This is a genomic window from Rhodobacter sp. 24-YEA-8 (assembly GCF_900105075.1).
Taxonomy (GTDB): Bacteria; Pseudomonadota; Alphaproteobacteria; order Rhodobacterales; family Rhodobacteraceae; genus Pseudogemmobacter.
Genome location: NZ_FNSK01000001.1, coordinates 818,380 through 844,421, shown reverse-complemented (window position 1 = coordinate 844,421; position 26,042 = coordinate 818,380). Strand labels below are relative to the sequence as shown.

26 protein-coding genes and 1 tRNA gene are annotated in these 26,042 nt (G+C 62.8%); 11 read left to right on the top strand and 16 right to left on the bottom strand.

The window, feature by feature from the left end; all coding sequences use genetic code 11:
* Positions 1 to 49 precede the first annotated feature (49 nt).
* Positions 50 to 1,459 carry a type I glutamate--ammonia ligase gene (gene glnA, locus BLW25_RS04170; protein WP_092896598.1) on the bottom strand — a complete coding sequence of 470 codons (1,410 nt, stop codon included), beginning with the start codon at positions 1,457 to 1,459 and terminating at the stop codon, positions 50 to 52.
* A 104-nt stretch (positions 1,460 to 1,563) separates the two neighbouring features.
* Entirely contained in the window at positions 1,564 to 1,902 is a 339-nt protein-coding gene (locus tag BLW25_RS04165) for a P-II family nitrogen regulator (protein ID WP_092896596.1), read from the bottom strand.
* A gap of 177 nt (positions 1,903 to 2,079) precedes the next feature.
* Here BLW25_RS04165 and BLW25_RS04160 point away from each other — a divergent pair, with 177 nt between their 5' ends.
* Complete coding sequence (locus BLW25_RS04160; protein ID WP_092896594.1) at positions 2,080 to 3,753, top strand: NAD(P)H-hydrate dehydratase; 1,674 nt, start codon at positions 2,080 to 2,082, stop codon at positions 3,751 to 3,753.
* Positions 3,754 to 3,808: 55 nt separating this feature from the next.
* Here the strand turns inward: BLW25_RS04160 and BLW25_RS04155 are convergent, their stop codons facing one another.
* Positions 3,809 to 4,291, bottom strand: a complete 483-nt coding sequence (locus tag BLW25_RS04155) for a Hint domain-containing protein (protein ID WP_216279329.1) — start codon at positions 4,289 to 4,291, stop codon at positions 3,809 to 3,811.
* 282 nt (positions 4,292 to 4,573) lie between these two features.
* Between BLW25_RS04155 and BLW25_RS04150 the strand changes: the two genes are divergently transcribed.
* The 3 genes from BLW25_RS04150 to BLW25_RS04140 all read left to right on the top strand — a co-directional run bounded on the left by BLW25_RS04150 (position 4,574) and on the right by BLW25_RS04140 (position 6,956).
* Positions 4,574 to 4,658, top strand: a tRNA-Leu gene (locus tag BLW25_RS04150).
* A gap of 24 nt (positions 4,659 to 4,682) precedes the next feature.
* Positions 4,683 to 6,017, top strand: coding sequence for a trigger factor (tig, locus tag BLW25_RS04145; protein WP_092896590.1), 1,335 nt, complete (start codon positions 4,683 to 4,685; stop codon positions 6,015 to 6,017).
* A 144-nt stretch (positions 6,018 to 6,161) separates the two neighbouring features.
* Positions 6,162 to 6,956: a heme-dependent oxidative N-demethylase family protein gene (locus BLW25_RS04140; RefSeq protein ID WP_253188206.1), complete on the top strand. Its 795-nt coding sequence runs from the start codon at positions 6,162 to 6,164 to the stop codon at positions 6,954 to 6,956.
* A 47-nt stretch (positions 6,957 to 7,003) separates the two neighbouring features.
* On the opposite strand, the gene BLW25_RS04135 is transcribed toward BLW25_RS04140, so the two are convergent.
* From BLW25_RS04135 to BLW25_RS04125, 3 genes are all read right to left on the bottom strand, one after another.
* Complete coding sequence (locus tag BLW25_RS04135) at positions 7,004 to 7,702, bottom strand: hypothetical protein (protein WP_092896588.1); 699 nt, start codon at positions 7,700 to 7,702, stop codon at positions 7,004 to 7,006.
* Positions 7,703 to 7,984: 282 nt separating this feature from the next.
* The gene (locus BLW25_RS04130) at positions 7,985 to 8,824 is read right to left on the bottom strand and encodes a hypothetical protein (protein WP_143040436.1); all 840 of its coding nucleotides are present in this window, start codon (positions 8,822 to 8,824) and stop codon (positions 7,985 to 7,987) included.
* A gap of 139 nt (positions 8,825 to 8,963) precedes the next feature.
* On the bottom strand, positions 8,964 to 9,344 hold the full coding sequence (locus tag BLW25_RS04125) for a hypothetical protein (RefSeq protein ID WP_092896584.1): 381 nt from the start codon (positions 9,342 to 9,344) through the stop codon (positions 8,964 to 8,966).
* A 78-nt stretch (positions 9,345 to 9,422) separates the two neighbouring features.
* Here BLW25_RS04125 and purB point away from each other — a divergent pair, with 78 nt between their 5' ends.
* The 5 genes from purB (at position 9,423) to BLW25_RS04100 (ending at position 14,946) form a co-directional block, all read left to right on the top strand.
* Positions 9,423 to 10,727, top strand: a complete 1,305-nt coding sequence (gene purB / locus BLW25_RS04120; RefSeq protein ID WP_092896582.1) for an adenylosuccinate lyase — start codon at positions 9,423 to 9,425, stop codon at positions 10,725 to 10,727.
* Between the two features lie 135 nt (positions 10,728 to 10,862).
* A complete protein-coding gene (locus BLW25_RS24235) occupies positions 10,863 to 11,039 on the top strand; it encodes a hypothetical protein (protein WP_171909472.1) in 177 nt (58 codons plus the stop codon).
* A gap of 166 nt (positions 11,040 to 11,205) precedes the next feature.
* Positions 11,206 to 12,300: a flagellar motor switch protein FliG gene (locus tag BLW25_RS04115; protein ID WP_092896580.1), complete on the top strand. Its 1,095-nt coding sequence runs from the start codon at positions 11,206 to 11,208 to the stop codon at positions 12,298 to 12,300.
* An 845-nt stretch (positions 12,301 to 13,145) separates the two neighbouring features.
* Positions 13,146 to 14,012 carry a DMT family transporter gene (locus tag BLW25_RS04105; protein ID WP_092896576.1) on the top strand — a complete coding sequence of 289 codons (867 nt, stop codon included), beginning with the start codon at positions 13,146 to 13,148 and terminating at the stop codon, positions 14,010 to 14,012.
* 25 nt (positions 14,013 to 14,037) lie between these two features.
* Complete coding sequence (locus BLW25_RS04100; protein ID WP_092901486.1) at positions 14,038 to 14,946, top strand: lysophospholipid acyltransferase family protein; 909 nt, start codon at positions 14,038 to 14,040, stop codon at positions 14,944 to 14,946.
* A gap of 287 nt (positions 14,947 to 15,233) precedes the next feature.
* Here BLW25_RS04100 and BLW25_RS04095 read toward each other — a convergent pair whose 3' ends face one another.
* On the bottom strand, positions 15,234 to 15,998 hold the full coding sequence (locus BLW25_RS04095; RefSeq protein WP_253188204.1) for a DUF1223 domain-containing protein: 765 nt from the start codon (positions 15,996 to 15,998) through the stop codon (positions 15,234 to 15,236).
* A gap of 464 nt (positions 15,999 to 16,462) precedes the next feature.
* Between BLW25_RS04095 and acnA the strand changes: the two genes are divergently transcribed.
* Both acnA and BLW25_RS04085 read left to right on the top strand, forming a co-directional pair.
* A complete protein-coding gene (gene acnA / locus BLW25_RS04090) occupies positions 16,463 to 19,228 on the top strand; it encodes an aconitate hydratase AcnA (RefSeq protein WP_092896574.1) in 2,766 nt (921 codons plus the stop codon).
* A 121-nt stretch (positions 19,229 to 19,349) separates the two neighbouring features.
* Entirely contained in the window at positions 19,350 to 19,592 is a 243-nt protein-coding gene (locus BLW25_RS04085) for a hypothetical protein (protein ID WP_143040435.1), read from the top strand.
* 64 nt (positions 19,593 to 19,656) lie between these two features.
* On the opposite strand, the gene BLW25_RS04080 is transcribed toward BLW25_RS04085, so the two are convergent.
* The 9 genes from BLW25_RS04080 to secD all read right to left on the bottom strand — a co-directional run bounded on the left by BLW25_RS04080 (position 19,657) and on the right by secD (position 25,995).
* A complete protein-coding gene (locus BLW25_RS04080; protein ID WP_143040434.1) occupies positions 19,657 to 20,052 on the bottom strand; it encodes a hypothetical protein in 396 nt (131 codons plus the stop codon).
* Between the two features lie 41 nt (positions 20,053 to 20,093).
* On the bottom strand, positions 20,094 to 20,621 hold the full coding sequence (locus BLW25_RS04075) for a DsbE family thiol:disulfide interchange protein (RefSeq protein WP_092896568.1): 528 nt from the start codon (positions 20,619 to 20,621) through the stop codon (positions 20,094 to 20,096).
* A complete protein-coding gene (gene ccmD, locus BLW25_RS04070) occupies positions 20,618 to 20,794 on the bottom strand; it encodes a heme exporter protein CcmD (protein WP_216279328.1) in 177 nt (58 codons plus the stop codon). Before ccmD ends, BLW25_RS04075 begins: the two co-directional genes overlap by 4 nt.
* Complete coding sequence (locus BLW25_RS04065) at positions 20,791 to 21,522, bottom strand: heme ABC transporter permease (protein ID WP_092896566.1); 732 nt, start codon at positions 21,520 to 21,522, stop codon at positions 20,791 to 20,793. The genes ccmD and BLW25_RS04065 overlap by 4 nt, the downstream gene beginning before the upstream one ends.
* Positions 21,523 to 21,585: 63 nt before the next feature.
* A complete protein-coding gene (gene ccmB, locus BLW25_RS04060) occupies positions 21,586 to 22,242 on the bottom strand; it encodes a heme exporter protein CcmB (RefSeq protein ID WP_092896564.1) in 657 nt (218 codons plus the stop codon).
* Positions 22,239 to 22,889, bottom strand: coding sequence for a heme ABC exporter ATP-binding protein CcmA (ccmA, locus tag BLW25_RS04055; RefSeq protein ID WP_092896562.1), 651 nt, complete (start codon positions 22,887 to 22,889; stop codon positions 22,239 to 22,241). The genes ccmB and ccmA overlap by 4 nt, the downstream gene beginning before the upstream one ends.
* Positions 22,890 to 22,971: 82 nt before the next feature.
* A complete protein-coding gene (locus BLW25_RS04050) occupies positions 22,972 to 23,328 on the bottom strand; it encodes an Mth938-like domain-containing protein (protein ID WP_092896560.1) in 357 nt (118 codons plus the stop codon).
* 9 nt (positions 23,329 to 23,337) lie between these two features.
* On the bottom strand, positions 23,338 to 24,312 hold the full coding sequence (gene secF, locus BLW25_RS04045) for a protein translocase subunit SecF (protein WP_092896558.1): 975 nt from the start codon (positions 24,310 to 24,312) through the stop codon (positions 23,338 to 23,340).
* Between the two features lie 15 nt (positions 24,313 to 24,327).
* The gene (secD, locus tag BLW25_RS04040) at positions 24,328 to 25,995 is read right to left on the bottom strand and encodes a protein translocase subunit SecD (RefSeq protein WP_092896556.1); all 1,668 of its coding nucleotides are present in this window, start codon (positions 25,993 to 25,995) and stop codon (positions 24,328 to 24,330) included.
* Positions 25,996 to 26,042: the final 47 nt, after the last annotated feature.

Here is a 26,042-nt window from a genome sequence, read left to right as displayed (position 1 = left end):
AGAAAAAAGGGCGGCCCGAAGGCCGCCCTTTCCAATTCGTTCCCGCCGATCAGCAGGAATAATACATCGCATATTCAATCGGATGCGGCGTATGCTCATAGGCATAAACCTCTTCCCATTTCAGGGCGATATAGGATTGCAGCTGGTCTTTGGTGAACACATCGCCTGCGACCAGGAAGTCCATGTCCTTTTCCAGCTCTTCCAGAGCCTCACGAAGCGAGCCGCAAACGGTCGGGATCGCGGCCAGTTCTTCGGGCGGCAGGTCGTAAAGGTCTTTATCCGATGCCGGGCCCGGATCGATCTTGTTCCTGATGCCATCAAGGCCAGCCATCAGCAGCGCTGCAAACGCCAGATAGGGGTTCGCGACCGGATCGGGGAAACGCGCTTCAACACGCTTTGCCTTCGGCGATTCCGTCCACGGAATACGAACGCAGCCCGAGCGGTTGCGGGCCGAATATGCCCGCAGAACCGGTGCTTCAAAGCCCGGGATCAGACGCTTGTAGCTGTTGGTCGACGGGTTGGTCAGCGCATTAAGCGCTTTCGCATGCTTGAGGATGCCGCCGATGAACCACAGGGCTTCCTGTGACAGGTCAGCATATTTATCGCCTGCGAAGAGCGGCTTGCCGTTCTTCCAGATCGACATGTTCACATGCATCCCCGAGCCGTTGTCACCCTTCATGGGTTTTGGCATGAAGGTCACGGTCTTGCCGTAAGCATGCGCCACATTGTGGATCACATACTTGTATTTCTGCATGTTGTCGGCCTGTTCGACCAGACCACCGAAGATCATCCCCAGCTCGTGCTGGCAGGTGGCGACCTCATGGTGATGCTTGTCGACCTTCATGCCCATACGCTTCATGGTCGAGAGCATCTCGCCGCGCAGGTCCTGGGCCTCATCCACCGGATTGACCGGGAAGTAGCCGCCCTTATGGCCGGCGCGATGGGCAAGGTTGCCACCTTCGATTTCGGCATCGGTATTCCAGGCAGCCGCCTCGGCGTCGATCTGGAACGACACCTTCTGCGGCGTGATCGAATAGCGCACGTCGTCGAAGATGAAGAATTCAGCTTCCGGGCCGAAGAAAGCCGTATCGCCAATTCCCGTGGCTTTCAGATAGGCCTCTGCCTTGGTCGCGGTCTGACGCGGGCAACGGTCATAGGCCTCGTTGGTGTCGGGTTCGACCACGTTGCAATGCACCGCGAGCGTTTTCTCGGCATAGAAGGGGTCGAGATAGATCGAGGTCGGATCCGGGATCAGTTTCATGTCGGACTGGTCAATCGACTTCCAGCCCGCGATCGACGAGCCGTCGAACATGAAGCCTTCTTCGAACCAGTCTTCATCAATCAGATCAACAACCAGCGTGACATGCTGGAGCTTGCCTTTCGGGTCGGTGAAGCGGACGTCGACATATTCGACTTCCTCGTCCTTGATCAGTTTGAGAGCCTTCGCAACCGCGCTCATCTGACTGCCTTTCGTTCAGGGTTAACACTCGCCGGGCCCGCGCCGTCTGCGCCTGCCCGTATTCGGAAATTCGTATGATCAGATCGCCGGATCAGATCATCGGGTCAGATCGCATCATCGCCGGTTTCGCCGGTGCGGATGCGGATCGCCTGTTCGACCGGAGAGACAAAGATCTTACCGTCGCCGATCTTGTCGGTGCGCGCGGCCGAAACGATGGCCTCGACGGCCGCCTCGACCATGTCATCCGCCAGGATCACTTCGATCTTCACCTTGGGCAGGAAGTCGACAACATATTCGGCCCCGCGATAAAGTTCGGTATGGCCCTTCTGGCGACCGAATCCCTTGACCTCGGTGACCGAGAGCCCCTGGATTCCGGCTTCCTGCAGGGCTTCCTTGACCTCATCAAGTTTGAAGGGCTTGATGATCGCCTCAACCTTCTTCATCCGCCGACTCCTCCGTTCTTGTCTCTGACCATCGACCATTTTCGCATCAGACGGGCAATCGCGATGCCCCGGCAAGCGCGCAAGCCGGGCGGAAATTCGCGCGACATGCACAATAATTAAGCACACAGTCACAAAAACAGGCGACGCTGGAACGCCCATGCAGCAAACAGGCAAAAAATGAGCATAGTTCTGACCTCGGCGCAGATGCGGGCGGTTGAAAATGACGCCATTGCCTCGGGTGCGGTCACCGGCCTGGAACTGATGGAGCGCGCCGGTCAGGCGGTGGTTGATGCGATTATCGCCTCATGGCCCGCCGCGCGACCGCTGTCGGGACGTGCCATGATCTTCTGCGGCCCGGGCAATAATGGCGGCGATGGGTTCGTCATCGCGCGGCTGCTGCATGATCAGGGCTGGAGCGTTGATGTATTTCTGACCGGCGATCCGGCACGCCTGCCGGCGGATGCGCGCATCAACCGCGACCGCTGGCTGCAACTCGGCCCGATCCGGGACCCTGCCGCCTGCGATCCCTGGGATACCCGCCCGGATCTGGTGGTGGATGCCCTGCTCGGGACCGGCATCTCGCGCCCGATATCCGGGCCAATGCTCGCGGCGCTGGAAAAGCTCAGCGAGGCGGTGGCGCTGGCAGAGGTGCTTTCACTCGCGGTTGATCTTCCCTCGGGGCTTTGTGCTGACAGCGGTAAGGCCTTCGGCAACCTGATCGCTGTCGACCTGACCGTCACCTTCGGCTTTTTCAAATGCGGCCATTTTCTCGCAGACGGCCCCTCCTTTTCCGGCAGGCTTGTCTGCTGCGATATCGGGCTGGATCCGCAGGCGCCGTCACGGCTTTTTCGCCGCAGTTATACCAACGGCAGGCACGGGGAATATGACATGTCTGCGCTGATCCGGATCGAGGATGGCCGCAGCCTACGCCCGGGATTTTCGGGCAGGAAAGGCAGGCTCGACAAGGGCTGGCAAGACACCGGCGGCCATAAATTCAGCCATGGCCATGCGCTGGTCGCAGGCGGGGCCGCCGGGCGCAGCGGCGCGGCGCGGCTTTCGGCCCGCAGCGCGTTGCGGATCGGTGCAGGCCTTGTGACCCTGGCAAGCCCGCCGGAGGCAATGGCCGAGAATGCGGCGCGGCTTGATGCGATCATGCTGTCACCGGTCGCCGATCCGGCGGCCCTGACCGCTTTGCTTGAAGACCCGCGGATCAACGCGCTTTGTATTGGCCCTGCCCTTGGGACCGGTTCTCGCGAGGCCGGGCTGCTTCGGGCGGTGCTGGACACCGGTCGGCCCGCGGTGCTGGATGCAGATGCACTGACCCTGCTGGCAGGCCATCCCGACCTCTTTGCGCGATTGCATAAGGATATGGTTCTGACTCCGCATGGTGGCGAATTCGTGCGTCTCTTTCCTGAAATTGCAGCGCAACTGACGGCACCACCCGGCCCGGCACCAGCCTGTTCGCGCATAGACGCCGCGCGCGCGGCGGCGCGGCAGGCGGGTTGTATCGTTTTGCTGAAGGGGCGCGACACTGTGATCGCCGATCCTGCTGGCGCCGTGGTCATCAATTCGGCAGCCTATGGACGAGAGGCGCCCTGGCTCGCGACAGCAGGATCGGGGGACGTCCTTGCCGGGATCATCACCGGAGTGCTGGCACGCGGGATCGGGGCATTTGAGGCTGCCTGTCTCGGCGCCTGGCTTCATGTCGAAGCGGCGCGCAGCTTTGGGCCGGGGCTGATCGCGGAAGATCTGCCTGAGGCGCTGCCAAAGGTTCTCAGCGCGACAGGGCGGTGGAGCGGGCCTCAGGCTGCCTTCGGGCCGCCTCCGGCAGGCGTAATTGTGTCAGGGTGACATGGCAAAGCGCGGCAGGTCGGGTCGCGCCACGCCTTTAAACCAGGAGCACGGATCAGGCGGTGACCGGGGCACCGGCGCAATGCAGTTCCATGCCATTTGCATAGATGATTTCGTCGCCATCAAAGGCCAGCGTGAAAAGGCGGATCTCCGACACTGTCTCAAAGCGGATGTAATCGCCGTCGCACAGGCGCTGTGCCTCGATCATGGCAACGTCCTGACCATAAAGGGCCCGGGCCCGCCAGTCGCGCAGCATGATTTTCTGGCCCGGCGCAAGGAAGCAATCGGCTTCCGGGCGGTCATGGCCAAGCGCCGACGCGTTGACGCGGATCATACCGGCATCGCGCATCACCGAAACTTTGATCGATTTCAGAATTTTAGCGCCGGACCGGGTGACAACATGGTCGCCCGGGGCGAGAAACTGAACCGGCAAATCGCCCTCAAGGGTGAGAACCGTGGTGCCGACCGTAAGACCGGCCTCTGCGGTGGCTTCGACAGCCGCAAGGCCGGTTTCAACGCTGAGGAGGCTTTCGATCATCATGGTCTCAATCCCTGATCTTCGCGCTATCCGGCCCAGTTTTGCCCCGAACTATGGCAGGAATTGGTCAGGGCTGCGCTTATTTCCAGGCTTTTGCCGCCAGATGCACCGGTTTTGTGGCAGGAATGTCCGCCTTCCGGCAGGATTGTTGCGATGATTTTCCGCTCGCATCCCAATCGGGCCTTTGCTAGAAGGGCGCGGATTTTCCGGGCATATGCGGGGGCCGGCCTGTCACATCAGGGTCTGGTCCCCGTTTCGTTATCCTGGAAGAACATGAGCGATGCGGGTGTGGCGGAATTGGCAGACGCACCGGATTTAGGTTCCGGCGCCTTACGGCGTGGGGGTTCAAGTCCCTCCACCCGCACCATTTGAGGATTGGGAAGGTAAACAGATGCAGGTCACCGAGACCCTGAAAGACGGCCTGAAGCGCGGCTATACCATCACGGTGACCGCGGCAGAGCTGGATGCGAAAGTGCAGGAAAAGCTGCTCGAAGCGCAGCCCGACATTGAAATCAAGGGCTTTCGCAAGGGCAAAGTGCCGCTGGCGATCCTGCGCAAGCAGTTTGGCGACCGCCTGATGGGCGAAGCCATGCAGGATGCCGTCGATGGTGCCATGAAGGACCATTTCGAGGCAACCGGTGACCGCCCGGCGCTGCAGCCCGAAGTCAAGATGGCAGGCGGCGAAAGCTGGTCGCCCGAGAAGGACGTCGTGGTCGAGGTCGCCTATGAGACCCTGCCCGAGATCCCGGAACTCGACACCGCGAAAGTCGCACTGGAAAAGCTGGTCGTGAAGGCCGCCGAATCCGATGTGGACGAAGCGCTGAAAAACCTCGCCGACAATGCGAAAGATTTCGAAGCCCGCAAGAAAGGCTCGAAAGCCAAAGAGGGCGATCAGGTCGTGATCGATTTTGAAGGTTTCGTCGATGGCGAAGCTTTCGAGGGCGGCAAGGGCGAAGGCTATCCGCTGGTTCTGGGCTCGAACAGCTTCATCCCCGGTTTCGAGGATCAGCTGACCGGTGCCAAAGCCGGTGACGAGGTTGAGGTCAAAGTGACCTTCCCGGCCGAATATGGCGCGGCACATCTGGCCGGAAAAGAAGCCCTCTTCAAATGCACCGTGCATGAGGTCAAGGCGCCGAAAGCCGCCGAGATCGACGACGAGCTGGCGAAGAAATTCGGCGCCGAAGATCTTGCAGGTCTGAAAACCCAGATCGGTGAGCGTCTCGAAGCCGAATATAAAGGTGCTTCGCGCGCCGTTCTGAAACGTGCCCTGCTGGACCAGCTGGATGGTCTCGTGTCGTTCGAGCTGCCGTCGAAACTGGTCGAGGCGGAAGCCAGCCAGATCGCGCATCAGCTCTGGCATGAAGAGCACCCGGAAGAGCATGGCCATAACCACGGCAATATCGAAGCAACCGACGAGCATAAGAAGCTCGCCGAGCGCCGCGTGCGTCTGGGGCTGCTGCTCGCTGAAATCGGCCGCAAGGCTGAGGTCACCGTGTCCGATGCCGAGATGACCCAGGCCGTGATCCAGACTGCCCGCCAGTATCCGGGCCAGGAGCGCGCCTATTTCGAATTCGTGCAGAAAAACCCGCAGATCCAGCAGCAGCTGCGCGCACCGATCTTCGAAGACAAGGTTGTCGATCACATCGTCGGCCTCGCGAAAGTGACCGAGAAAGACGTCTCGAAAGACGATCTGCAAAAGGCGGTCGAGGCTCTCGACGAGCTCTGATCTTCCTGTCAGTCGATGAAAACGGGCCGCACCTTCGGGGGCGGCCTTTTTCTTTGGACGGTTCCTCGTCCGGCTCTGCCCTTGCCCTGGCGCGACCAGCCGGATTAGGGTCTGCGGCAATACCCCTTTGAGACCGACACGACAGTGACAGCCGATTCCGCCATCCTGCAGACCCGCCTGCCCTTTTTGCCCTGGATGGATCCGCGCAGTACCCGCCTGCCTGGCATCCAGCCCCTGACCGATGACAGCTGGATCGCGCGCGACGAGGCTTTCGCCGGCCAGATGGCGCGGCGCGACACCCTGATCTCTGATATCCCCGACCGCGTCCACGCGCTTTTGCCCGAGGCCGGACCTGCCGCGTGCGAGCTGTATGACATGGTGCTGGCGCGGCTGGCTCGCGATCCGGGCTATCGGTTTTCGGCAGACAGTGCTGCGATCACGCGCCCCGATGGGGTGACCATTCGCCCCGATTCTCGCCAGCCGCTGCTGACGCTCGGGCGGCTGGTGCAGGAGGATCTCTGCATTTTAGAGACCGGCGAGGACAGCCACCGTCTGACCGGCGCGCTTTTGTGTTTCCCGGCGGGCTGGACGCTCTCGCAAAAGATCGGTCGCTCGCTTTTGCGCATCCATGAGCCGGTCGAGCCCTATGATGAGCGCCTCGCCCGGGGGGTGCAGCGGCTCTTTGATGCGATCCGGCCGGAACAGCCGCTCTGGCGGATGAATTACCTGACCTATGACGATCCGGAGCTGCATCAGCCGCGCCCCGAAAGCCAGCCGCGCCCACGGCCACAAGAGCACCGCTATATCCGCTGCGAGAAGCAGGCCCTGATCCGGCTGCCGGTCACCAGGGCAGTGGTGTTTGCGATCCATACCTGGCTGGTCCGGGCCGATACGGTGACGGCGGACGAACATGCCGCCTTGCTGGCAGCGGTGCATTGACCGGCGTCGGGGAACGCGCCCCTCGCCCCACCCGCAAAGTCTGCGGATTATTCGCCGCGGCTGCGGATCTTGCGCAGGTCTTCACCCCTGAAATGGGCAAGCCCGGCACGGATCGCACCATAGGGTAACGCGAAAGCGATCATCCAGCAGCCGAGGATGAGCGCAGCCCCTTCCCCGGCCGCATGGCGCAGCCTGCGTGTCAAAGAGATGCTCTCTGCGCGGGCCCCGGGCAATTGCTCCGGCGCGCCGTCATTGTGGCCCGGTTTTCTCGCGGTCTCCGCCGCATCCTGCTGCGGGTTGCGCAGCATATCCCGGATCGCGGCAAGCTGATCCGTCAAGGGCTGCGCCAGGGGTGCGGCCTCTGCAGGCGCGACGCGCCCCCGAAACAGGTCGCGATAGGCGGCGTCGATGTCTTTTGGCGCGCGGACAAATGCATTGGGCCGGGTAATTTCTGACGCGCGGTGCAAAATTCCGGCCCCGCCCAGGACCGCGCGCCCGGTGCCGGACGCCGAAGGCAGAAAGCGACCGGTATGGCCGAGCCGCTCTTCGGGGATCCGCAATCTTCCGGCGCGCAGATCGCCGCCGATATCTCTGGCACTGCTGCCACAGCGCGCAAGGATGCCAGAAACAGTCTCGCGCCCGATCTTCAGGGCGACGCGGGCAAAAGCGCGCGGCTCGAACGGGGGCTTCTGACTGCCCTCTGCCCAGATTGCCGGACGGGACTCATCACTGTCACTTTTCATCATCGTTAAATCCGTCGTTCACATAAATCGCGAAACCACACCAGCGGCCCCGGCCCTTGCACAACTCACGCCCCGGACGGCCCCCTGCTCAGGGCCCCTCCTGCCGGAATGTCAGGCGGCAGGAATGCGCCTGGGAAAAGACCTGAAACCGGCACAATCATGGCATTGTTCCGGGTTTCGCAGGCAGTTCGGCCCGGACCTGCTCACCGTCCGAAAGCGGGCAACACCCGGATCAGTATGCGCGCTTCACCTGGCCACCATCCCCGAATGCCGCACCGGGCAGGCTCAGCACATCGGCATCGCCCCGCCCATGTCCCGTCCGCCGAGAATAGCCAGCGCCAGCGCCCGCATCGGCGACGCCGCGACGATATCGGTGCTGTCGCGCAGCCGGTCAAAGCCAAGCCGCGCCGCGTAGAAAACCGCCGCCCGCTCTGCCGCGCGGCGCTGTGACAGGCCTGCTCTGACCAGCAGATCCTGCACCTGCGCAAGCCGCCAGCCATCAACACGCGCAAGCGCCGCCGCCACCATGACATCACACCGCGCCCAGTCGCGAATCGCGCGTTCGATCATCACGGCGCAAGGCGCGTCGGGGTCGCCATCTCTGATTGTGGCAAATTGGGGGGCCATGGCCTCATCCGCCAAATCCAGCAGGCGCGCCAAAGCCAGCCGGGGGGCGCCGCTTTCAGCCGGGGCGAGAGACAGAACCTGCTGTTGCGAGGTCCGCTCCCACAGCGCAATCACTTCGAGACGATAGGCCGCCAGATCGGGAAAAAAACCGTAAAACCCGGCCCTTGATGCCCCCGGGCAATCACAGAGAACCGCGATATTCAGCGCAGGATGCCCGGATCGGGCGAGCAATGCAAAGGCCCGGATCAGCCAGTCACTGCGGCTCAGCCGCGCGGGCCGGGTGAAACCGGGCACCCGCCAGGCGGTCGCGGGCATCTGTGTCAGGCCGGCCTCGACCAGTGTCTTCGGGCCGGTGTCGGCCATGGCGGATCCACCCTGTCCCGGCGGCCGTTGCGACATGGCGCGATGAATGCCGCCCGAAACAAAGACCTGGCCGCAGGGAGAGGTTTTCCGGTCGTGTCGGTCGCTCCGGTCCTCTGGTCGCAGCAGCAGTCTCATCGCGGGTTCCTTCAGTCGCCATAGGGTCCTTCCCCGGAGACTGAAGCCCGAAAGTTAAGGAATCGCTGCAAGCCGCCGCGCATTCCAGGGCCTTTCCTGCGGCTGCTGCGGCACCAACGGCGCCCCCCCTGAGCGTGCGTCAGAGGTCGATATAGCGCCCCACCCGCGCCGCACCGCCAGAAACCGGGGTAAACCGCAGGTCGATGCCCTTTTCGTCAAGCCGGTAGCAAACGGCCTCGGCCCCGGGCCATAACAGGCAGACCGTCTCGTCGCCGAGGCTCCACCGCCCCCAGGTTTCCCCTGAGAGGACACGGCCATCGGCAAAGAACCCCCAGGTCACGCCATCCGGAAAACCGATGGTCCGTGCGGCCAGCACCGTCTCGACCCGGTCATCCGGCACCGTGGCCCAGTCCGCCGCCGCATGCGCCATACCGGTCGCAAGGCTCAACACCAGCGCCCCGGCTTTCCACATCCGTCCTGCCATTTCGACCTGCCATTTCTGTGCGCCATTTCTGCGCATCTGTTCCTGCGATTGCTTGCACCTGCCCCGACCGCTCTTTAAGGGAAGGCCAACCAAGCCGCCAGTCAGAGGTCCGTGATGATCCCGCGTTATTCCCGCCCCGAAATGGTCGCCATCTGGTCGCCCGAGACCAAATTCCGCATCTGGTACGAGATCGAGGCCCATGCCTGCGACGCCCAGGCCGATCTCGGCGTGATCCCGCGCGAGAATGCGAACGCCGTCTGGAAGGCAAAGGATGTGGCCTTTGACGTGGCCCGGATCGACGAGATCGAAGCCGTCACCAAACATGACGTGATCGCCTTCCTCACCCATCTGGCCGAGATCATCGGCGCAGATGAGGCGCGCTTTGTTCATCAGGGCATGACCTCTTCCGACGTGCTCGACACCACGCTGAACATCCAGCTGGTGCGCGCCTCCGACATCCTGATCGCGGGCGTCGAACGGGTTCTGGCCGCGCTGAAAACCCGCGCCTTTGAACACAAGGACACCGTCCGCATCGGCCGCAGCCATGGCATCCATGCCGAACCGACCACGATGGGCCTGACCTTCGCACGGTTTTACGCCGAGATGGACCGCAACCTGCGCCGTCTGAAAGCCGCGAAAGACGAGATCCGCACCGGTGCGATTTCGGGTGCAGTCGGCACATTCGCCAATATCGACCCGCGCGTCGAGGAATATGTCTGCGAGAAGCTCGGGCTGGAGCCGGAGCCGGTCTCGACGCAGGTGATCCCGCGCGACCGCCATGCGATGTATTTCGCGGTGCTGGGTGTGATCGCCTCGTCGATTGAAAACATCGCCATCGAGATCCGCCATATGCAGCGGACCGAAGTGCTCGAGGCGGAAGAGTTTTTCTCGCCCGGGCAGAAAGGTTCCTCGGCGATGCCGCATAAGAGGAACCCGGTCCTGACCGAAAACCTCACCGGTCTTGCCCGGCTTGTGCGCATGTCGGTGGTGCCGGCGATGGAAAACGTGGCGCTCTGGCATGAGCGCGATATCTCGCACAGCTCGGTCGAGCGCGCGATCGGGCCTGACAGCACCGTGACGCTGGATTTCGCACTGAACCGGCTGGCCGGTGTGATCGAAAAACTGGTGATCTACCCGGAAAACATGCTGAAAAACATGAACAAGTTCAAAGGGCTTGTGATGTCGCAGCGGGTGCTTCTGGCACTGACCCAGGCCGGTGTGTCGCGCGAAGACAGCTACCGTCTGGTGCAGCGCAACGCGATGAAGGTCTGGGAACAGGGCGCGGATTTCAAGACCGAGCTGCTTGGCGATGAAGAGGTGACCAAAGCGCTCTCCCCCGCCGAGATCGAGGAGAAATTCGACCTTGGCTACCACACCAAACATGTCGATACGATTTTTGCCCGCGTTTTCGGCAAATAAGCCCTGACACGGCGCAGCTGTCGCAGTTGTGACCCGCATTATGCCCCCCGTCCGCAGTTTCGCTGCGGGCGGGGGTTTTTTCATGGCATCCTGCGGCGGTCGCCACTCCGGCGGCGGAACAGAGGAGGATTTAAGATGACGAGACCTCTGCGCGGGGCCGCACTGATCGCCGTGCTTCCCCTGATGCTGATGCCGGGCCTCGCCTCGGCGCGTGATTGTATGAAACCGAAAGACACCACGGCGTCCCTTTGTACGCCCGGCGCGGTCTGGGATGAGGCAAGTGGCTCTTGCCTCATCCAGCCCGCAAGCTGACGGGCCCAAAGCCCCGCTGAGATTGCCCGCGGCAGGGCTGTCGCGGGTAATTTTTATGCGGCCCGGCCGCTCAGGCTGCATTTCTTATGAAAACACCCTGCGCTGACAATCTCCGGTTAACCCCGCTTTGGCAGGATCAGCCAGAGATCAGGTTGAGAGGCAGCACATGTCCCATGGGGTTCAGCTGGCACGGATAACTCCGACCCAGCGTCCGGTTGCGGGTGGTCACCACAGCGCGCAGGGAAACGGGTTGCGCCGGATGCTCAGCGCGCGCGAAAAGGCAGCGGTGGTGGTGCGCTATATGCTGGCACAAGGGGCCGAACTGCCGATTGCGCAGCTGCCGGACCATCTTCAGACCGCGTTGGCCGAACAAATGGGCCAGATGCGGCTGGTCGACCGCGAAACGCTGGACCAGGTCATCGCGGAATTCATGGCCGAACTGGATTCGGTCGGCCTCGCCTTTCCCGGCGGGCTGGAAGGTGCGCTGAACGCGATGGATGGCCATATTTCGCAATCCACCGCGAGCCGGCTGCGCCGCAAGGTGGGCGTGGGCGCGCGCGGTGATCCCTGGGAACGGCTGGGTGCGCTGTCTCCCGAACGGCTGGTTCCGGTGCTCGAAAATGAAGCGATCGAGGTCGCCGCCGTGATCCTGTCGAAAATGCCGGTGCAAAAGGCGGCAGAGTTTCTGGGCAAACTCCCGGGCGAACGCGCGCGCCGCATTGCCTTTGCCGTCTCGCAAACCGCCAATACCGACCCCGATACCGTGCGCCGCATCGGCATTGCCATTCTCGGCCAGATCGACGCGCAGCCGCAAAAGGCCTTTGACCGTGGCCCGGTCGAACGTGTGGGGGCGATCCTCAATGTCTCTCCCGCCCAGGTGCGCGAAGATGTGCTGAAGGGTCTGGAAGACGCGGATGCCGGTTTTGCCGAAGAGGTGCGCCGCGCCATCTTCACCTTCGCGCATTTCCCCGTTCGGGTCACTGGTCGCGACATTCCGAAAGTCGTGCGGCTGGTCGATCAGGCCACGCTGGTCACCGCTATCGCCTATAGCAAAGGCAAACCGCCGCTGGAGGCTGCCGGCGAATTCATCCTCGCCTGTATCTCGCAGCGCATGGCGCAAAACATCCGTGACGAGGTCGAACAGGCGCCGAAGATCAAGGACAAGGACGGTGAGACCGCGATGGGCGCAATCGTCGCCGCCGCCCGCAGCCTGGAGGCCCAGGGCGAGCTGATCATGATGTTGCCCGAAGAGGAGGAATGACCCGCCAGCGCCAAACGCGCCTTTCTGGCAAAGCCCGTCTCAGACAAAACGCCTCTCTGGCCGCATCCCCGGCCAAAAATCTCCGCTTACAAAGATCCGGCGGCTCCTCTGCGGGCATCTCCCCGCCGCGACGCGGAACGAACGGAGATACCCGCATTAGGCCTCTGGGCGCCCCTAGTGCCACTGCAAAACGGCCTGCGCCTGGTGAGAGCGTTCGGTTCTCACGCTCCCTTACCAGATCGTCCGGCGCAGCCACTGGCATGGCATGCCGGGCCCCGCGCGCAAAACCCCATCAGCAAAAGCCTGGTGCCTTCCGCAAGGAGCCTCTGCCGGAGGCGCCGGATCACATCTCACCCGATGCGCCTTTCCCCAGGCCATTGGCACCGCGACAGATGATCCCGGCCTTACGTTGCTCTGCCCCCGGAACTCTGTCATGGCCGCGCCGCAAGCCTCACTCAACCGCGTCTCATATTGTAGAAGCAGAGCCGATCTCCGGTGCCCCTCGCACAATTCGGGCATCCATATGCGGGTCTTCGGACCGAAAGTGACTGCGCTCCGCGCGCTCCTCCCGGTCGGGAGGAGGTGCCTCAATTGCGCCACCCCCGTCACCTGGAAATCAGCGCAGCCCATGCCCCATTTCCTGCAGCTCCGGCCAGACCCTACGCAGGTGGCACAGACACATCGGGAATACTCCGCTCCCCTGCCTCGCCTTCCCGACCTTTGTCTCATGAGAAGGCCACCACGGGCCCGGCCTGAACCAGCCGCATTCCAGCCGGTCAGATGGGCTCCGGGCCAGCCATCCTCTCTTGTCTCTTCCCCGGCAGCCAGGTAGCGTCGCAGGCATCATGCAAACTGCGCAGAACCCCGCGCGAGGCATCCTGCTGATGATCCTCGCAATCCTCGCTTTCACCCTGCTCGATGCGAGCGCCAAGGGCCTGTTGCAGCGCTATCCGGCGCCGCAGGTGATCTGGGCGCGTTTTCTCGGCCAGGTGCTGATCGTCGTTCTGATCCTGAGGGGGCGGACGCTGATCATGTGGCGCACCTCTTATCCTGGCCTGCATGTCCTGCGGGCGTTTTTCCAGGTCTCGACGGCCGCGCTGTTCTTCACCTCGCTGAATTACATCGGCCTCGCAGAAGCGACCGCACTCACCGACACGAGCCCGGTTCTTGTCACCCTTGGGGCTGCGCTGTTTCTGGGCGAAAGGCTCGGGCCAAAGCGGATCCTTGCCATCTGCGTGGCGCTGGTCGGGGCCGTGATCATCGTGCGCCCGGGCGGCGGCGTGTTCACCTGGTGGGCGCTGATGCCGCTTGCCGCAGCCGTCTCTTTCGCCGCCAATTCGCTCCTGACCCGGCGCATCGGCCAATATGAGCCGGTCTGGACGGCGATGCTCTGGGGCGGACTCTTCGGGACGCTGGCCTTCACGGTCTTTCTGCCCACAAACTGGGTGCCGGTCGCGGCTGCCGATCTGCCGCTTTTCGTCTTTGTCGGCTGTATCGGCACGCTGGGCCAGGTGCTGATGATCCGCTCGCTCTCGATTGCCGAGGCCGGAACCGTCGCACCCTTCACCTATATCGGTGTGGTTTTCGCCACGCTCTGGGGGGCGCTTTTCTTCTCGGAATATCCCGATTTCTGGACGGTGACCGGCGCGCTTGTGATCGTGGGGGCCGGTCTCTATGTCTGGCACCGGGAAACGCGCCTGCTCAGGCGCTGATCCGGGATTGCAAACGGGCTGAATGATGAGCGACAAACAAGAGGCAAATCCACGCCACTGGCTGCAGGACCGCCTGTTCCGGGCGCTGATCTGGAGCCTGAAGCGGCTGCCTTACCGCATCCGGGTACCGCTCTGCGGCAGGATCGTCTCGGGCGTGATCGCGCCACTGGCCGGCTACCGCCGCCGCATCCGGAGCAATCTGGCCCTCGTAATGCCGGATCTGCCAAAGGCCGAGGTCGAGAAAATCGTCCGCGATGTGCCCGACAATGTAGGCCGCACCCTGATCGAGATCTATTCGGGCGAGGAATTCATCGCCCGCGCCGCCGGATTGCCGCTGACCGGCGCAGGCGTCGCCGCGCTGGAGGAAGCCCGCCGCACGAACCGCCCCGTGATCCTCGTCACCGCGCATTTCGGCAATTATGACGCCACCCGCGCCGCCCTGATCGCACGCGGCTTTACGGTCGGCGCGCTCTACATGAATATGTCGAACCGCTATTTCAACGAACATTACCTCAGGGCGATTTCGACCATTGGCACACCGCTTTTCCCGCGCGGGCGCGAGGGTCTGGGGCAGATGGTGAAATTCCTGCGCCAGGGCGGCATGCTCGGGATGCTGATCGACCAGCATATGACCCGCGCGCCGCTTCTGGGTTTCTTCGGCCATGAGGCGCAGACCGCGCTTTCGGCAGCAGAGCTCGCGCTGAAATATGATGCGCTTTGCGTGCCGGTCTATGCGGTGCGCCAGCAGGACGGGCTGTCCTTCCAGGTCATCGTGGAGGACCCGATCCCGCATAGTGACCCGGTCACCATGACCCAGGCGCTGAATGACAGCCTTGAGGCGCTGGTGCGGCGCTATCCCGGCCAGTGGTTCTGGATCCACAAACGCTGGAAACACGGGGGCGCCAGACTGCCGTCGCCGGATGCCGAAACCTGACCCGGGGCCTTTTCTGCCTGCGTTTCTTTCCTGCCGCTTTTGGGTCCTGTTCCAGATTGATGGCCAGGACTGGAATGATCCCGCCGCCGCTTGCTGTGATGAAATGACGGGGCGGACCGGTCACGGATTACCAGCGACAATCACATGCGGGATAACCCGCTTAAGCTGATTTCTGACGATGGCAAAGCCTTCAGAATGTCTGGCTTTGCCTGAAATAACGGTTGCCGGGACAGACCTGTCCCGTGCTCCGGCAGCAACCAGGAGACAGAGCCCGGATCTGATCTGGCTCAGGGGGTCACCGCAGCCGCAAAGATCTGCCCCGGCCCTGCCGCTTTGGCCCCTTTGCCACTGACATCCTGAATGAACACCACCGCGGGATTGCTACCGGTGATCGGGATGCTGACCTCAAGCGGCTCCTGCCCGGCCCAGTCGCCAAGGCTCTCCCATTCGGTCACGATATTGCGGTAGGTCACAATCTTGCCGGCGTTTTCGCCGCGCTCGATATCGACCGTTGCCTCGGGCATGTAGCGCGCAAGCTCGACCCGGGCCGGGGCCTCCAGCGGCGGGTCGGCTTTGGCGCGGATCACCAGGTTGTCGCCGTCACGCGTGACCATCAGCGTCACCGGGCTTTTGGCGGCAACGTGATCGGCCAGTGCCTTCAGCGTCGCTTCCGGATCAAAGCCCTCGATTCGTTCGACACCGCCGATGATGAATTGCGGCGTATAGATCGTGCGTGATCCGATGGTGCGGGCATATTCCTTTTGCCGCTCAGTGAACGCCGCAGAGCCGAAACTGTCTTCCCAGCCGATGTAATCCCAGTAATCGACATGCAGCGAAAGCGCGATCACGCGCTTGTCTTTGGTGAGGCTGGCGAAAAATTCATCTGCCGGCGGGCAGGAAACACAGCCTTGCGAGGTAAAGAGTTCGACCACCACCGGGCCGGCACCGGCGGCCAGAGGCGCCGCCTTTTCTGCCAGGTCTTCGGCGGCGCCCGGACCTGCAAGCGCGCAGGTCAGAACCAGGCCGCAGGCGGCGCTGAGCAAATGTCGCATCTCATGTCTTTCCCGGCTGGCGTCAGCGAATATCGGGGCATTGCCCGGACCCCGCCCATCCCTGTAGTCAACCCTGTATAGGAAACCGACCCCCTGCCTGCCAATCAAGGTTTTGCGATTGCCTGCAATCTTCCGCGTGCCGGACTGTTTTCCCCTTCCCTCGCCGGCCTCGCCATGCTGCAATCGCAATGCAGTTTCGCCGGCGTTTCTGCCCCCTTTGCCGCCGTTTCCGCCATTGCAGCCCCCCGGGTCCTGTCTCCGCGCCCCGGGTCCCGGGACGGGCAGGCCCTCAAGGGGCGGGCCAGCGATCCCGGGCCTGACCTGCGGCTCTGGCTGTGGAACGCGTCATCTCCGGGGTCTGGAAATTTGGTATACGACTGCATACATAGTTCCTGACACCCCCGGGCACCGCCTCGCCCGCCGCAGCCGTAAGATGCCACGCCAGTTTTTCAAGGAGCGAAGACATGACCGTCACCGTCGGACATGACAGCCAGAAAACCCGTAAAACCCTGAGCGCGGGCGGCCAGACCGTCAGCTATTATTCGATCCCGGCGGCACAGGCGGCCGGACTTGGGGATTTCTCGCGCCTGCCCGCCTCGCTGAAAGTCGTGCTTGAGAACATGCTGCGTTTTGAGGACGGCAAGACCGTCACCAGAGATGATATCCGCGCGTTTTCGACCTGGGGCGCCCAGGGCGGGCGGAATCCGATCGAGATCGCCTACCGCCCGGCCCGCGTGCTGATGCAGGATTTCACCGGTGTGCCGGCCGTGGTGGACCTGGCCGCGATGCGGGACGGGATCATCGGGCTGGGCGGTGACGCGCAAAAGATCAACCCGCTGAACCCGGTCGATCTGGTGATTGACCATTCGGTGATGATCGACGAATTCGGCAATCCCCGCGCTTTCCAGATGAATGTCGACCTGGAATATGAGCGCAATATGGAGCGCTATACCTTCCTCAAATGGGGGCAGAAGGCGTTCAACAATTTCCGCGTCGTGCCGCCCGGCACCGGCATCTGTCACCAGGTCAATCTGGAATATCTGGCCCAGACGATCTGGACCGACACAGACCAGAATGGCGAGCTGGTGGCCTACCCGGACACGCTGGTCGGAACCGACAGCCACACCACCATGGTCAATGGCCTCGCCGTTCTGGGTTGGGGCGTCGGCGGGATCGAGGCCGAGGCGGCGATGCTGGGCCAGCCGGTCTCAATGCTGATCCCGGAAGTGGTCGGCTTCAGACTGACCGGGAAAATGGTCGAAGGCACCACCGCGACCGATCTGGTGCTGAAGGTCGTGGCGATGCTCAGAAAACACGGCGTGGTGAACAAATTCGTCGAGTTTTACGGCGAGGGTCTCGATCACCTGCCGCTTGCCGACCGTGCCACCATCGCCAATATGGCCCCCGAATACGGCGCCACCTGCGGTTTCTTCCCGATTGATGGCGAGACGCTGCGCTATCTGAGGAATACCGGTCGCGACGAGGCCCGCATCGCGCTGGTCGAGGCCTATGCCAAAGAAAACGGCTTCTGGCGCGGGCCCGATTACGATCCGATCTATACCAGCACGCTGGAGCTCGACATGGGCACCATCGTCCCGGCGATCTCGGGGCCGAAACGGCCGCAGGATTATCTGCCGCTGACCGAATCGGCCCGCAGTTTCTACAAGGTCGTGGCCGATTACCGCGGCATTGATGTCAGCCCCGACGCGCTGGATATGGGCGATGAGGGCGGCGCGATCACCGCGCCGCCGAAGGATGTGCGCAAAGTGGTGCCGGTCGAGGGCAAGGATTATACCCTCACCGACGGCTCGGTGGTGATTGCGGCGATCACCTCCTGCACCAATACCTCGAATCCCTATGTGATGATCGGTGCCGGTCTGGTGGCGCGGAAGGCCCGCGATCTGGGCCTGACCCGCAAACCCTGGGTCAAGACCTCGCTCGCGCCCGGCTCGCAGGTGGTGGGTGAATATCTTCAGGCGGCAGGGCTGCAGGAAGATCTCGACGCGCTCGGCTTCAACCTGGTGGGTTATGGCTGCACCACCTGTATCGGAAATTCCGGGCCGCTGGGCGATCCGGCGATCTCGAAAGCGATCAGCGACAATGATCTGGTCGCGGCGGCGGTGCTGTCGGGAAACCGCAATTTCGAAGGCCGGATCAGCCCTGATGTGCGTGCGAATTTCCTCGCCTCGCCGCCGCTGGTGGTCGCTTATGCGATTGCCGGTGACATGAACGTCAACCTGACCCGCGACCCGATCGGACAGACGCCCGACGGCCGCGACGTCTACCTGAAAGACATCTGGCCCACCCAGAAAGAGATCAGTGACATCGTCGACACCGTCGTCACGCGCGAGGTTTTCCAGGCCAAATATGCCGATGTTTTCAAAGGGGATACCCGTTGGCAGGCGGTGGAGGTCACCGGGGCCGAGACCTATGACTGGCCGCCCGCTTCGACCTATATCCAGAATCCGCCCTATTTCCAGAATATGGGGCGTGACCCCGGCGTGATCTCGGATATCGAAGGCGCGCGGGTGCTGGCGATCCTCGGCGATATGATCACGACCGACCATATCTCGCCGGCGGGCTCGTTCAAACCGACGACACCGGCGGGGAAATACCTGCAGGAACGCCAGGTGGCGCCGCGCGATTTCAACTCTTATGGCTCGCGGCGCGGCAATCACGAGGTGATGATGCGCGGCACATTCGCCAATATCCGCATCAAAAACGAGATGCTGGCCAATGATCAGGGTGGCGTCGAGGGCGGCTATACTCTGGGGCCGGACGGGGCGCAGACCTCGATCTTCGACGCGTCGATGGCCTGGCAGGAACTGGGCCGGCCGCTGGTGATCTTTGGCGGCGTGGAATATGGCGCAGGGTCCTCGCGCGACTGGGCAGCCAAGGGCACCGCACTGCTGGGGGTCAAAGCGGTCGTCGCGGAAAGTTTCGAGCGTATCCACCGTTCCAACCTCGTTGGCATGGGGGTGATTCCCTTTGAATTCACCGGCGGAGATACCCGCAAGACGTTGAATCTGAAGGGGGATGAGGAAATCTCGATCCATGGTCTCGCGGGCGGGCTGAAGCCCCTGAGCCTTGTCCCCATGACGATCCGCGCGGCGGATGGAAGCGAGCGGACCGTCGAAATCCGCTGCCGCATCGATACCGCCATCGAGATCGAATATGTCGAAAACGGCGGCGTGCTGCATTACGTGCTGCGCAATCTCGCCAGCGTCTGATCGGGCATATGGCAAAGGACTATCGCGAATGGGCCGGAGCGATCCGGCCCATTTGTTCCGGTTAAGTTCCTTTTTACCCGAATCGCGCAATCTGGACGGGTTCAGCCAGAAGGGCTTTTCCATGCGCCATTCCACACGCCTTGACATGCGTGACCGCGGGATCCCCGCCCGCGCCCTTTTCCCGCCCCTGCCCTCGCAATCCGCGATCTGGCAAGGGGAATGCACAGCTTTGCTTGCGAAAACGACCAGACGGAACGTCTTTGTATCGAAGGCTCTGGCAAACAGGCGGTTCTCTCTGCCCGCATTGCCCTTTGCCGAATTGCTGATGCCTTTCGGGATGCTGACGCTGTCACTGCTCAACTGAGCGCAGCGCGGTCCTTCTCCGGGGCGGGCCTGTCTGGCGGCGCTTGCCGGTATATCGCCCTGTTTCAGGGCCGCGACTGTCCCGCCGCCATCATACAGACAGTCAGTCGCTCATCCGTAATCGGCCAGAGCGTGAAACGCGCGCCCATTTCGGACTGACAGGTAAGGATCGGGTAATTGCTGTGATCGGTGAAATACTGACACCAGAGGCCGGAAGGCCCGGCTTGCCCCTCCAGGATATTCGGCACTTCCCCAAAGTCCAGCGGGTTCAGGCGGATCGGCGCATCCTGATCCGCCACGGTCGCGCAGGGGAAGACATCAAGTGCCCAGGTCCCATCGACCGGCGTGATCCGGACCAGATCGTCAATCAGCGCCGGAACCTCGGCACCGCTGCGCCCGACCCGTTCATAGACACCGGTGAAAAAGCTGGTGTCGGGCCGGATCGTCTCTGCCTGTGCCATCGCCCCACAGGTCAGAAACGCTGCGGCAAAGACAAAGGCTCTCACTTCAGAGCCGCAGCAAGGGCGGGGACAAAGCGCGATTCGTAATCGGTGCCGACCAGTGGCCCGGTAAATTTGAACAGAACCGTGCCATCTCCATCAATGATGAAGGTCTCGGGCGGTGCAGAGACGCCCCATTCCACCCGGTTGCGCCCGCCCGGATCGGTGGCAATGGCGAAGAACGGATTGCCGTCTTTCTCGAGATAGCCGGTCGCATCGGCCTCTTTATCCATGATATTCACGCCGGCGACCCGGATGCCATCCGCCGCCATCGCCTTGAGAACCGGATGTTCCGCCCGGCAGGGCGGGCACCAGGAGGCCCAGAAATTCACCACCGTCACCTCGCCCTTCCGGAGGTCTTCCGCCGTCAGAAGCGGTGTTCCGGGCAGGGATGTCGTGGGCAGAACCGGCGCCGCGCGCCCGATAAAGGTCGAGGGGATCTCGCCCTGACCTTCGCGCTGCATCCCGAACCAGAAGACAGCGGCGAGACAGGCAAAGGCCAGAGGTGGCAGCAGATACAGGGGTTTCATTCCTTCGCCTCCGTTGCCCTGGCCTGGTGGGCCCGCGCCTCGGCCTCGGCCAGCGCAAGTGCCACCCGCCGCGACTGCAAAAGCGTCAGAACAAGCAGCCCGGCCAGCGCCAGAAGCGTCGCTCCCCAGGCGCCCAGCACCGTTGCCGCATAGTTTCCAAGATCCGGCATCATCCGAGCCTCTCCCTTGCCTCAAGTGCGATCAGCCGCCGCGCCCGGATCAGCATCCGGGTTCGCAGCAACACGATCAGTATGAAAAACAACACGAATCCGACCAGGCAGATCACCAGGGGCACGTAATAGGCCACATCCAGCGGGTCTTTCTCACCGACTTTCAGGATGGTCGAATCCTGATGCAACCCCTGGTTCCAGAACTTGACCGCATAGCGCGACATCACAGCAAAGACCGAACCGACCACGCACAGAATGCCGGTCAGATCCGCGGCCGTTTCAGGATCCTCGATCGCCGACCAGAGCGCGATATAGCCAAGATAGAACAGGAAGAGGATCAGGAACGAGGTCAGGCGCGGATCCCATTCCCACCAGGTGTTCCACATCGGCTGCCCCCAGAGCGCACCGGTGACCAGGGCGATCAGCGTGAAAACAAGCCCCGCCGGCGCCGCCGCCCGCGCCGCCAGTGCCGAGACATGGTGGCGCCGGATCACCCAGATCAGCGAGGTGACCAGCATCATGATCCAGGCATTGATCGCCATCATCGCCGCGGGCACGTGGATGAACAGGATCTTGACGGTCGAGCCCTGTTTGTAATCATCAGGGGTGAAGAAAAAGCCCCAGATCAGCCCGATCCCAAGCGACAGGCCGGCAAATGCCGCGATCCAGGGCAGGATCCGCCCGGAAAGCCGCATGAAATTTCTCGGATTGGCGAATTCCCAAATCGACATATCGGCCCGTCTGTTCTGCCTCACCAGTGCTTTGTAGCGCGCGAGACCCTGTTATAGACTGATTCAGCGCAAGTTAACCCGAATTGCGGCGGCTGCGGCGAAGGGCAGCAGCGCCAGCGAGCCGGCCGTAATCGCGGCAAGGAGCGCAAGCGGTGTCGCCAGCGCGAGCCCCGCCGCGCCGCGCCGCACGACCTCGGCCCCGAAAACCAGCGTTGGCACGTAAAGCGGCAATACGAGGAGCGAGAGCAATAGCCCGCCGCGCCTGAGGCCGATGGTCAGACTGGCCCCAAAAGCCCCGATCACCGAAAGCGCCGGCGTGCCGACCGCGAGCGAGAGCAGAAGCCAAGGGTATCCTGCGGCAGGCAGGTTAAGCAAAACCGCGAGCAGCGGCGAGGCCAGTGTCAGCGCAAGCCCCGTGACCAGCCAATGCGCCAGCGCCTTGACCGCCACGACCCCTTCAAGCGGCAAGGGGGCGGTGGCAAGAAGGTCAAGACTGCCATCCTCATGATCGAGCGCAAAAATCCGGTCAAGGCTGAGGAGCGAGGCAAGAAGCGCCCCCACCCAGAGCACGCCTGGCGCGATGGTGGCAAGAATGGCGCTGTCCGGCCCGACGCCCAAAGGCACCAGCACCACAACGAGCAGAAAGAAGGCAAGACCAAGGCCAAAGCCCCCCCCGGCGCGAAAGGCAAGCGACAGGTCGCGGATCAGGAGCGCAATCATCCTGGACCTCCGAAGCTCTCGCCGAACGCATCGTCGAAACCACCCGCGACGGCGCGCTGGCGCTTTGGCCGGAAGGGCGTGAGATCAAGCCCCCCCGCCTCATCGAGGCCAAGGTCAATATGGGTGGCAATCAGCGCCGCGCCACCGTCTTTGAGATGGGCACGCAGGACGCCGGCGAAAAGCGCAACGGCGGCCTGATCAAGCGAGACGGTCGGCTCATCCAGCAGCCAGATCGGCCGGCCGGTGACCAGAAGCCGCGCAAGGCCGAGGCGGCGCTTCTGCCCGGCGGAAAGCTGGCCGGCGGCGCGGTGGCGCAATGCGGTCAGATCCAGCTGCTCAAGCGCGGCCCCGGCAGCCGTCTGCCCCGTGCCGAATACCGAAGCCCAGAAGGAGATATTCGCGTCCACCGTCAGCGCGGATTTCAGCCCGTCGGCATGGCTGGCATAGGCGAGGCCATCCGTGGGGGTACTGACCTCGCCGGAAATGGCAGGTTGCAGCCCCGCGATGGTGCGCAGCAAAGTGGTCTTGCCGATACCGTTCGGGCCGCGCAGCACCAGGGCCTGACCGGCGCGCAGGGTGAAACTGATCCCCTCCAGCACCACCAGCCCGCCGCGGGCGACTGCAAGATTTTCGACCCTGAGTTCCATCGCACAGCCCTAGCCCGTTTCGCGCGCCGCGCCAATTCCTGTGAAGGAATTGGGCCGGAATTTTCAAAAATTCCGGGCTGCCTCAGCCGAGGGGTAAAAGGGCGGCCGAAATTCTGCGGCCCTCGGAGAGCAGGAAATTATAGGTACGGCAGGCGGCAGGCGAGGACATCGGCTCGACGCCGATCCCGGCAGCCTCCAATGTCTCGCGCAATGCGCGCGGCGGCCAGGCGATCTCGGCGCCCATACCCAGAAGCAGAACATCGATCCGCCCGGTCAGGTCCAGCAGGCTCTCCGTATCTCCGAGCCCGCCCCAGGGGCCGGCATCCCAGGGCGTGATCAGCGCAGGCCCGCGCAGCACATGATCATTCACCCGGAAAAAGCCGGGCCCGTAGCCGTCAATCGGCCGGGCCTCGGCATAGCTGATTTCGGTCAGGCGCATGCCCCACCCTTACGCATCGACATCGGCGAATTCGCTCGACTTCTTCGGGGCTTTCGGCTTGTCACCGCGGTCAACACCCAGATAAAGCACGATATTCTTCGCCATATAGAGCGTCGACCAGGTACCGAGCACCACACCCAGCGTCATCGCGAAGACAAAGCCCCGGATCACATCGCCGCCCCAGATCAGCAGAACGATCAGAACCAGAAGCGTCGAGGTCGCCGTCATCACTGTCCGCGACAGCGTCTCGTTGGTGGTGAGGTTCATCATCTCGCGCAGCGGCATCGCCTTGTATTTCGCAAGGTTCTCGCGCAGCCGGTCAAAGATCACCACGGTATCATTGACCGAATAGCCAAGGATCGTCAGCAACGCCGCCACGATCGAGAGGTCGAACCGGATCTGGAACAGCGAGAAGATCCCCACCGTCACGATCACGTCATGCAAAAGCGCCGCCACCAGGCCAACCGCCATCTGCCATTCGAACCGCATCCAGATATAGACGAGGATCGCTGCCGACCCTGCAAAAATCGCGGCAACCGCTTTCCAGATCAGCTCGCCCGAGACCTTCGGGCCAACCGATTCCACCGACGGGAATGTGATCGCCGGATCGACGGCTTTCAGCGCCTCTTCGATTTCCTGGATCACTTCGGGCGTCACCGCCTCTTCGCCTTCGCGCGCACCGATGCGGATCTGGGCGACATGCTGGTCAGGGCGGAAGGACGGGTCCTTCACTTCCGAGATCGAGACATCGCCCAGCTGCAGGGCGGCCAGCGCCTCGCGATATTCCGCCACGTCGACCGCTGCGGTCGATTCGGTGCGGATCGTGGTGCCCCCCTTGAAATCGACCCCGAAATTCAGCCCCATCACCGCCACGCAGACAAGCGAGGCGACAATCATCCCGATCGAAAGCGAGAAGGTGATCCACTGATGTTTGAAGAAGTCGAAATTCGTCTTTGCGGGGACGAGTTTAAGACGCCATGCCATAACCGTATCCTCCCCTTAAACCACGAGTGTTTTCGGGCGTTTGTTGTTGATATACAGCTCGACAACCAGCCGCGTCACATAGACGGCCGTGAACATCGAGGTGATCACGCCCAGCGTGAAGGTCACCGCAAAGCCCCTGACCGGACCCGAACCGATCCAGAACATGATGAAGCCGGTCATCAGCGCGGTGATATTGGCGTCCATAATGGCCGAAAAGGCGCGTTCAAACCCGACCTGACAGGCGCGCTGCGGATTGGCGCCGTCGCGCAATTCGTCGCGGATCCTCTCAAAGATCAGCACGTTCTGGTCAATGGCCATGCCCATGGTCAGCACGATCCCCGCGATCCCGGGCAATGTCAGGGTCGCCCCGATCGCCGATAACAGCGCCACAAGAATGATCACGTTCAGAACCAGCGCCACATTGGCGAACCAGCCGAACAGACCGTAGGAGGCGACGACATAGATCAGCACCGCCGCAAGGCCGATGATCGCCGCCGTCTTGCCGGCCTCTATGGAATCGGCGCCAAGCTCCGGCCCGATGGTGCGCTCTTCCAGAAAGTCCATCTTGGCCGGCAGGGCGCCGGCGCGCAGAAGAACCGCAAGTTCCGTGGTTTCCTCGACCGAGAAACGGCCGGTGATGATCCCTGCCCCGCCCGAGATATGGGCCTGGATTGTCGGCGCCGAGATCACCTGATTGTCGAGCACGATGGCAAAGGGTTTGCCGATATTATTGGCGGTGTAATCGCCGAACCGGCGCCCGCCTGCCGTGTCAAAGCGGAAGCTCACCGCCGGGCGCTGCATGTCATCCTGGGCCGGGCGGCTGTCGACAAGGTTCTCGCCCGAGACGACCGGCGTTTCCTCGACGATGTAGTAAAGGCCGGGCTGGTCTTTCGACGGCAGCAACATATTGCGCGGCCCCGGATTGGCACCGGCATCCGAGGTGCTGCCAACCACGGCGTTGAAGGTCAGTTTCGCGGTGGTGCCGATCAGCGATTTCAGCTCGGCCGCCGACCCGATGCCCGGCACCTGGATCAGGATCCGGTCAGAGCCCTGGCGCAGAATCGTCGGCTCGCGGGTCCCTGCCTGGTCGACGCGGTTGCGGATGATCTCGAGGCTTTGCTGCATCGTGCGGTCATCGGTCGCGGTCTTTTCGCTCGCGGTCAGCTGGATCACGATATCCGCACCCTGCGAGGTGATGGTGATATCAGAGGCCTGCGAACCGGTCAGCGTCATCACCGGTGAAGCGAGCTTTTGCACCGCCGCCATGGCTTTCGCCATATTCTCGGGGCGCGAGATGGTGATGCGCAATGTATCTTCGGGCGACGGCGCGCGGCGCACGGCCCCGACATCATCGCGCACATCGCGCAACGCATCGCGCGCTTCGGGCCAGAGCCCGTCGATCCGCGCCTTGTAAACATCCTCGACCTGGACCTGCGCCAGAAGATGCGCGCCGCCCCTGAGATCAAGCCCCAGCGGCATCAGCGCCGAAGGCGCCCAGTTCGGCCAGAGCGCCAGATCCGCGGCCTCTTCTGTCGTGGCCACACCATCGGCTTTCGCGATATCGGCTGCCGCATCATTATGCCGCTCCACACGGTCGTAAAACGCATTGGGCAGCGCAGCGATGATCCCCCAGGCACATACCAGCAGGATCAGAACTCTTTTCCAGGTCTCGGTCGGCGTCATGTCAGCCTCAGAACTCACATATCATATACCGGACCGGGAGGCGGACC